We start from the raw sequence: 7,140 nt of genomic DNA, 5'->3' as shown, positions 1-7,140 counted from the left end.
TCCCTATAGCGGCAAGCCGGTCGCGATCGAATGCACCGCGGAAAGCAAGGACACGACCTTTACGGGCAGTTTCAGCACCAGCGGCAAAGCCCCCAAGCAGAAATAAGGGCCTTCAAGGCGCTATATCAGGCGCACCACCCGCCTGGGTTGGCGGCTGGTTTGCGGGCAAGCCCCTCGGCCATCAGCTGGGAGCCAAACGAAAGGCCGTTGCGCGAAATGACGCGCGGCGCACCGGCCCCGCCAGCCTTGCCTGCCGCGTTCATGACGAAGGGGCCGGCATTCAGAAGCTTCAACAGCCTCGATTTTGCGGCAAAGCCTGCCCGCCTCTCATCGGCGCAACGAGCAGCGCCGACGTCCGGCACCACCACATCCGCAATCAGGATCTTCTCGCCCTTGTACCAGAAGGTACCGCCGTCTCCGACACAATTGACGTGCTGTCCCTGCCCGCAATAACCGAAAGCTCCGCTGGCATTTTCCGAGAATGCCGGTGATGCAGCAGCAGAGGCCAGCTTCACGGGTTGAGCAGCAGGAACCGGAACGGCGGCAGGCGGCAGGACGCGCTGCGACTGCGAAGCAGTCTGTTGCCGCGGCGCATTGTTGCCGACAGTAGCTTTCGGCACGTCCGGCCTGATTGCAGCAGTGATCACCGACGCATCTGGCACGCGGGAGGCAAGCATAGGCCGCACGCTCTTCCAGTTGTCGTAAAGCGCAATGCCGCCCACGGCAACGGCACCGACGAAGAGCCAGGCCAAGGGACCGCCCTGGCCGCCGCGTCTTGATCTTGCCGATGATTTGCGGCGCCGGCCGCGGGTCGCTGTCTTAGCCATCTGTTCCGAATCCCGTGAGGGCCGGATTATCGCCTCCCAATCCTTTCCGAAAGGTTGGCACGCAGACGCAACGTTGAAGCGCATCCGTCGCTCACGAGCCGCCCGCCTTGGCGCCAGCATTCTCGTTTTTGAGACGTCGATGAACAAATAGCGGCACAACACGTTAGCCAGCGAAGAATTTATTCACAAGAAGGCACTCCCTCCATGGAACTGGTCTTCGCGGACATGTTTCCTCCGTCCCGTATCCAGTACCCTGTGATCTTCGCGCGGCTCATCGGCGCCATCATTCTCGGCGGCATCATCGGCTTCGAGCGTGAAGCGCGCGATCACCCGGCGGGCTTGCGGACGCATATTCTGGTGAGCCTCGCAGCAGCTCTTTTCGGGATCATTGCCATTGAATCGGTCAACATACCGGGCTTCGCGAATGACCAGCAGGTTCGCATCGATCCGCTGCGCGTCATCGAAGCAGTTACGGCCGGCGTCGCCTTCCTGGCCGCTGGAATGATCGTTTTTTCCAGAGGCAGAGTGAAAGGCCTAACGACCGGCGCGGGCATGTGGCTCGCCGGCGCGATCGGCCTTGCCATGGGCTTCGGCTACTGGCCCATCGCGTTCTTCGCGACGGCAGCGGCAGTTAGCGTCCTGTTCGCCCTGGGGATAATTGAGCGGCGGCTAGAGCATGGAAAGCAAGAGCAACTGCCACCGAAGGAAGACGCAGATTTATAAGGAACCGCCCTATTTGTGCCGGGCGGTTTCTTATGTTGGCGATGAGATCAGACGGGCTGTACGTCGGAGTTGTTCTGCCTGGAGGTTTTCTTGCGGTCAGAAGCAATATTCCAGGATTGCGTCTCTGGCTTCTTAAGATCGATGCGGTTCTCCAAAGCGTCCTTGAGAGCCAGCCATTCGCTTTCGTGTTTCATATAGATGTGCTCGGGCACAAGATTCACAGTCATAAAAACCTCACCGTTTTCATTGTTCTAGAGAAGAAAAAACTGTTCCGCCGCCTTGGATCTAGCGGCGCCGCTTGCCTGCCGCACCAACGTCAGGACCGCCCTTCGAGAGGTCGGCGCCGGAGCAATGCGCCGGGACATGGATATCGTCCATCGGCGTTTGTGGCAGTGTCAGGTCCACGTGATGCGGCGGTAGCACCTGCACCCTCTGCATGCGGTTTGGCTTTGCACGCTTCATGCGGTCTGCCGCTTCGGTGCGTTTGTCGGGAGAGTGAGTTGACGTATGCATTGCCGCCTCCGCTGGTTGCGCCGGGATCGCTTTTTTGCGCCGCAGATTTTTCCTGAACGTAGCCCTAACGGGTGAACGACCATAAGGTTCCCCATAAAATCTCCGCGCGCTTCACTGCGTCTTGACTGAGCCTGAAAGCTCACTACCTAGAGGCTTATCCGCGGCCAAAACGATGCGCATGGTTGCCCCCCATGCAAATGCATCGGCTTCGGATAAACACTGGTGCCGGGCCCCTCTGGCGAGAGTTTTTACGGCGCTCTCGTGATGTCGGTACCGCCTGCAGACAGCCGGCGGGATTTTCATTCCATGAAAAAGCTCACAATGCCTTGCGCGCATGTCCCTTGCGATGTGCGGCACTTCTCAACCACACTCTCATTCAAGATCGACGCCCGCACCAAAGAGGTGCGGCCATGAAACAGTCCATCCGCAACAAATCCATGCTCGGCTATTTTCGCTGGGCCTTCATCGTAACGGCTCTCGGGCTTGCGCTGGGCGCTTTATTAGGCTGGCAGTCCACTGGCACGATCGGCGGCATGGCGAGCGTCTTCTTCATCTGCACGGTGCTGGCCGTGCTGGAGATTTCCCTCTCATTCGACAACGCCATCGTCAACGCCAATAAGCTCAAGGAGATGACGCCGGTCTGGCAGCATCGGTTCCTGACCTGGGGTATCGTCATTGCCGTCTTCGGCATGCGCATCATCTTCCCGCTGGCAATCGTCGCGATTGCTGCGAAAATCGGCCCGATCGATGCGCTCATCCTTGCAGCGCGGCAACCGGGTGAATATGCGCGCATCATGCACGAGGCCCATCTGCCGATCGCAGCCTTCGGCGGAACTTTTCTCCTGATGGTCGGCCTTTCGTACTTCTTCAATCACGAGAAGGACGTCCATTGGATTGCCTCGCTTGAAAAGCTGATGTCCCGCGGCGCGACGATCAAGGGAATCGAAATCGCCTTCGTTCTCCTGCTGATCATCGTCTTCGCCTCACTGCTCGAAGGCGATCAGGCGACGACCTTTGTCTATAGCGCGATGTACGGTCTTCTGACATTCCTTGCGGTCGAGGTGATCGGCGGACTGCTGGATGCTTCACAGAAGGCGATGACCGAGGCAGCGCGCGGTGGTCTCGGAGCGTTCATCTATCTGGAGGTGCTGGATGCAAGCTTCTCATTCGATGGTGTCATCGGCGCCTTCGCTCTGACGCAGAACCTCTTCATCATCGCCATTGGTCTCGGCATCGGTGCCATGTACGTGCGCTCGATGACGATCATGCTCGTCGAAAAGGGAACGCTGACGCACTACCGATACCTGGAACACGGCGCGTTCTACGCGATCTTGATCCTTGCGATCATCATGTACGTCCAGACCCTCTTCCACATTCCAGAGGTCATCACCGGTCTCGGCGGCGCAGCCCTGATCGGCATATCGCTCTGGTCTTCGATCCGCCATAACAAGCGCCATGGCCCCGACGACCATGCAGAGGCGGAAGCACATGTTCCGGCCAGGAAGCGGGTGGAGGCCTGAGACGCACAAACCCGCAGCGTTTCGTGCGCTGCGGCGGCCCGTCCAAGCAAAAATAAAGCCCGCGACCAACCGGTTGCGGGCTGTTTCATGTGTGATTGGATCCGAGCTGTTAGCGGCCGATATGGCCGAAGATCTTCGGATCGATACCAAGGACGTTGAGGTCCTGAGCCTTCGGACGGCGGCCAGATTCACATGCGGCGCTTACAGCAGTTGCTGCGCCAATGACTGCGAACGCGCGGCCGAAGAAACCTTCACGAACGGACTTACGGTAGGAGGACATTTGTCTTTCTCGCTTTAGCTTCGTTGTTGACACGCCGTATATGGTGCACCGCAACATTTTCCACAAGTCGTGGAAATTCAGGCCAGCCATGCAAAAACAAGCGGCCGGTCCGTGTTTCGGGGCCGGCCGCAAGACAGAGTCGTCGGGTTGCTTCCTAGTCTTCGCTTGCCGCAAGCTGCGAGAGAACCTCACCCCTGCCGCGCAACCGCAGGATCAGCGGGACAAGGAATGCGGCAGCCGCAAGGATCAACAAGCCGGCGGCAATCGGCGACATGACAAGCGCCGTCACATCGCCTTGGCTGATGGCCAGCGCGCGGCGCAGCTGCTGTTCCGCAAGCGGCCCGAGGATCAATCCGACGATCGCCGGCGCGATCGGATAGCCGAACACCCGCATGATGTAACCGAGCACGCCGAAGGCGAGCAGCATTCCAAGTTCGAAGACCGAGGGGTTAGCGCCGATCGTGCCGAGCGTCGCAAACAGCAGGATGCCGGCATAGAGCCACGGCTTCGGAATGGTCAGCAGGCGGACCCAAAGCCCGATCAGCGGCAGGTTCAGCACCAGCAGCATCGCGTTGGCAATCAAAAGGCTGGCGATCAGGCCCCAGACAATTTGCGGATTATTGGCAAACAGAAGTGGGCCGGGCTGCAGGCCATATTGCTGGAAGCCGGCAAGCATGATTGCGGCTGTGGCAGTCGTCGGCAGACCAAGGGTCAGAAGCGGAACCAGCGTCCCTGCCGCCGAGGCGTTGTTAGCGGCTTCCGGACCCGCCACGCCTTCAATGGCGCCGTTGCCGAACTCTTCGGGATGCTTGGTCAGGCGCTTTTCGGCGGCATAGGAAAGGAAGGTGCCGATTTCCGCGCCCCCGGCCGGCATGGCGCCGATCGGAAAGCCGATCAGTGTGCCTCGCAGCCAGGCCTTCCAGGAGCGTGCCCAATCCTGCGCACTCATCCACAACGAACCCTTGACGGCCTCAACCGTGTCTTCGCCGTGGTTGCCCTGCGCGGCAATATAAAGCGCCTCCCCGATCGCGAACATCGCAACGGCGAGCGTCGTCACCTCGACGCCGTCGAGCAGATCGGGAATGCCGAAGGTGAGGCGAGCCTGGCCAGTCTGCAGATCGATGCCGATCATCGCGAGCGTAAAGCCGACGAAGAGCGAGGTGAGGCCCCTCAGCGCCGAATCTCCGAAAGCCGAGGAAACGGTGACGAAGGCGAGAACCATCAGCGCGAAATATTCACGCGGACCGAAAACCAGCGCGAGCTTGACGATATAGGGCGCGATGAAGGCAAGCCCAAGCGTGGCAATAAGACCGGCCACGAAGGAGCCAATGGCGGCGGTCGCGAGCGCCGGACCGCCCCTGCCCGCGCGGGCCATCTTGTTGCCTTCGAGGGCGGTGACGATCGAGGCGCTTTCGCCCGGCGTATTCAACAGAATGGACGTCGTCGACCCGCCATACATGCCGCCGTAGTAGATGCCGGCGAACATGATAAGCGATCCGCCCGGATCGAGCTTGTAGGTAACCGGCAGCAGAAGCGCCACCGTCAATGCCGGACCAATGCCCGGCAGGACGCCAACGGCGGTGCCGAGCGTAACGCCGATCAATGCGTAAAGCAGATTCATCGGCTGCATGGCGACCAGGATACCCTGGAACAGGAATTCGAAAGTGCTCATGATGAATGCACCTAGAAGAACAGATGTTCGAGCGGACCTGCAGGCAGCGTCAGTTTCAGCAGCTGCGAGAAGATCGTCCAGACGATGAAGCTAATGACGATGCCGACGGGGATCGAAACCCAGAGCTGCCGCTTGCCGAAGCCACGCGCCGTCAGGGCGAAGAGAAGGCCGGTCGCGATCGAGAAGCCGGCGATCCGCAAGAAGATCATCTGACAGGCAAGACCCGCGACAATCCACACGACCGGCGGCAGTTCCTGCTTCTCGCGCTCGGGAAAGTCGCCCCGCCAGGCCTCGAGCGCCGTCCAGATTGCGAGTCCGATCAGCCCGAGTGCTACGACCGTTGGAGCGGTTGCCGGCCCCATGCGCGCATATTGGGCGATCGTCCTCATATGCGAGACGTCCCAAAGGATGACCCCGGCCACCAATAAAAGACAGAGGGCGATGACCAGCGCCGCCCAGTCGGGGCGGCGCTTCGTGACCACAGTGGACTTACCCACGCTCATTGAACCAGTCCGATGTCTTTGAGAATGCCTTCGGTGGCCGCAACGTCCTTCTCAAGCTGCGCCTTGAAGGCGTCGCCGGAGAGATAGCTGTCCTGCCAGCCCTTGGTCTTAAGGACCTCCTGCCAGGCTGGCGACTTGGAAAGCTTGTCGAAATCGGCGGTGATAGCAGCTGTCTGATCAGCCGAGAGGCCGGGGGCAGCCGCAACCATGCGCCAGTTTTCCACGGAGACGTCGACCCCGGCTTCCTTCAGCGTCGGCGCATCGATCCCTTCGATACGCTTGTCGCTCGATACGGCGAGCAGGCGCAACTGGCCGGCCTTGATCTGCGATTCGAATTCGCCGTAGCCGGAAATGCCCGCCGTCACCTGGCCGCCAAGGATGGCCGCAAGCGCTTCGCCACCGCCCGAGAAGGCGACGTAGTTGATCTTCGTCGGATCGACGCCGGCCGCCTTGGCGATCAGGCCAACAGCGATATGGTCGGTGCCGCCTGCCGAACCGCCGCCCCAGGACACCGCACCCGGTTCCGCCTTCAGCTTGGCGACGAGATCGCCCAGCGTCTTGATGTCCGACGCTGCCGGAACGACGATTGCCTCATACTCGCCGGTCAGGCGTGCGATCGGCGTGACGTCCTTCAGTGTGATGGGCGACTTGTTGGTCAGGATTGCGCCGACCATGACGTAGCCGCCGACGATCAGTGCATTCGGATTGCCGCTGTTCTGGCTGGTGAACTGAGCAAGCCCGATGGTGCCGCCGGCGCCTGGAATGTTCTGAACCTGAACATTGCCGGAAATGCCTTCCTGCTGCAGGACTGTCTGCAGCGAACGGGCCGTCTGGTCCCAGCCGCCGCCAGGAGCGGCCGGCGCCATTATGGTGTAGTCGGCCGAATAGGCCGGCAGCGCGATGGCGGCTGCGAAAAGCGTGGCAAGGAAAGTATGCTTCACGATGTGTCCTCCATGATCGCGGTGAGTGCCGCGTAATGTCTTCAACGGAATCGGGAAGCGTTGCCTGCGAAGGACATGCTTGTCCGCAATAGCGACGGAAACTCCTCCCGAAACTTCAACTCTCCGCCTCCACGGAGAAGAAGTGCCGAAAACGCACCACA

Annotated in this window: 9 protein-coding genes; 2 read left to right on the top strand and 7 right to left on the bottom strand. The window is 60.5% G+C overall.

Translation table 11 applies throughout. The annotated features are described in order from the left end of the window. Positions 1 to 125: 125 nt before the first annotated feature. Positions 126 to 827: a hypothetical protein gene (locus ACPYOI_RS08110; RefSeq protein ID WP_481419541.1), complete on the bottom strand. Its 702-nt coding sequence runs from the start codon at positions 825 to 827 to the stop codon at positions 126 to 128. Between the two features lie 204 nt (positions 828 to 1,031). On the opposite strand from ACPYOI_RS08110, the gene ACPYOI_RS08105 reads away from it, so the two are divergent. Beyond that, positions 1,032 to 1,550 carry an MgtC/SapB family protein gene (locus ACPYOI_RS08105; RefSeq protein ID WP_481419540.1) on the top strand — a complete coding sequence of 173 codons (519 nt, stop codon included), beginning with the start codon at positions 1,032 to 1,034 and terminating at the stop codon, positions 1,548 to 1,550. A gap of 47 nt (positions 1,551 to 1,597) precedes the next feature. Here the strand turns inward: ACPYOI_RS08105 and ACPYOI_RS08100 are convergent, their stop codons facing one another. Together ACPYOI_RS08100 and ACPYOI_RS08095 are read right to left on the bottom strand one after the other, a co-directional pair. Further along, complete coding sequence (locus tag ACPYOI_RS08100; protein ID WP_481419539.1) at positions 1,598 to 1,777, bottom strand: hypothetical protein; 180 nt, start codon at positions 1,775 to 1,777, stop codon at positions 1,598 to 1,600. 58 nt (positions 1,778 to 1,835) lie between these two features. Continuing rightward, positions 1,836 to 2,063, bottom strand: coding sequence for a hypothetical protein (locus tag ACPYOI_RS08095; protein WP_168831459.1), 228 nt, complete (start codon positions 2,061 to 2,063; stop codon positions 1,836 to 1,838). Positions 2,064 to 2,473: 410 nt separating this feature from the next. Here ACPYOI_RS08095 and ACPYOI_RS08090 point away from each other — a divergent pair, with 410 nt between their 5' ends. Continuing rightward, positions 2,474 to 3,583 (top strand): DUF475 domain-containing protein, encoded by a 1,110-nt coding sequence (locus tag ACPYOI_RS08090; RefSeq protein WP_481419538.1) that lies wholly within the window; start codon positions 2,474 to 2,476, stop codon positions 3,581 to 3,583. Between the two features lie 109 nt (positions 3,584 to 3,692). Here ACPYOI_RS08090 and ACPYOI_RS08085 read toward each other — a convergent pair whose 3' ends face one another. The 4 genes from ACPYOI_RS08085 to ACPYOI_RS08070 form a co-directional block, all read right to left on the bottom strand. Next, the gene (locus ACPYOI_RS08085) at positions 3,693 to 3,863 is read right to left on the bottom strand and encodes a hypothetical protein (RefSeq protein ID WP_168831457.1); all 171 of its coding nucleotides are present in this window, start codon (positions 3,861 to 3,863) and stop codon (positions 3,693 to 3,695) included. Positions 3,864 to 4,017: 154 nt separating this feature from the next. Then, positions 4,018 to 5,535: a tripartite tricarboxylate transporter permease gene (locus ACPYOI_RS08080; RefSeq protein WP_168831456.1), complete on the bottom strand. Its 1,518-nt coding sequence runs from the start codon at positions 5,533 to 5,535 to the stop codon at positions 4,018 to 4,020. A gap of 11 nt (positions 5,536 to 5,546) precedes the next feature. Further along, on the bottom strand, positions 5,547 to 6,038 hold the full coding sequence (locus ACPYOI_RS08075; protein WP_481419537.1) for a tripartite tricarboxylate transporter TctB family protein: 492 nt from the start codon (positions 6,036 to 6,038) through the stop codon (positions 5,547 to 5,549). Further along, on the bottom strand, positions 6,035 to 6,979 hold the full coding sequence (locus ACPYOI_RS08070; RefSeq protein ID WP_168831454.1) for a Bug family tripartite tricarboxylate transporter substrate binding protein: 945 nt from the start codon (positions 6,977 to 6,979) through the stop codon (positions 6,035 to 6,037). The genes ACPYOI_RS08075 and ACPYOI_RS08070 overlap by 4 nt, the downstream gene beginning before the upstream one ends. Between the last annotated feature and the right edge of the window lie 161 nt (positions 6,980 to 7,140).

The sequence above is a fragment of the Rhizobium sp. SVR5-2C genome, assembly GCF_056755115.1.
The sequence above is the reverse complement of the archived record's forward strand: the minus strand, read 5'-3'. Positions and strand labels throughout refer to the sequence as shown.

Coding starts and splice junctions, on each gene's coding strand:
- ACPYOI_RS08110 (WP_481419541.1), bottom strand. CDS start 827: ATGGCTAAGACAGCGACCCGCGGCCGGCGCCGCAAATCATCGGCAAGA.
- ACPYOI_RS08105 (WP_481419540.1), top strand. CDS start 1,032: ATGGAACTGGTCTTCGCGGACATGTTTCCTCCGTCCCGTATCCAGTAC.
- ACPYOI_RS08100 (WP_481419539.1), bottom strand. CDS start 1,777: ATGACTGTGAATCTTGTGCCCGAGCACATCTATATGAAACACGAAAGC.
- ACPYOI_RS08095 (WP_168831459.1), bottom strand. CDS start 2,063: ATGCATACGTCAACTCACTCTCCCGACAAACGCACCGAAGCGGCAGAC.
- ACPYOI_RS08090 (WP_481419538.1), top strand. CDS start 2,474: ATGAAACAGTCCATCCGCAACAAATCCATGCTCGGCTATTTTCGCTGG.
- ACPYOI_RS08085 (WP_168831457.1), bottom strand. CDS start 3,863: ATGTCCTCCTACCGTAAGTCCGTTCGTGAAGGTTTCTTCGGCCGCGCG.
- ACPYOI_RS08080 (WP_168831456.1), bottom strand. CDS start 5,535: ATGAGCACTTTCGAATTCCTGTTCCAGGGTATCCTGGTCGCCATGCAG.
- ACPYOI_RS08075 (WP_481419537.1), bottom strand. CDS start 6,038: ATGAGCGTGGGTAAGTCCACTGTGGTCACGAAGCGCCGCCCCGACTGG.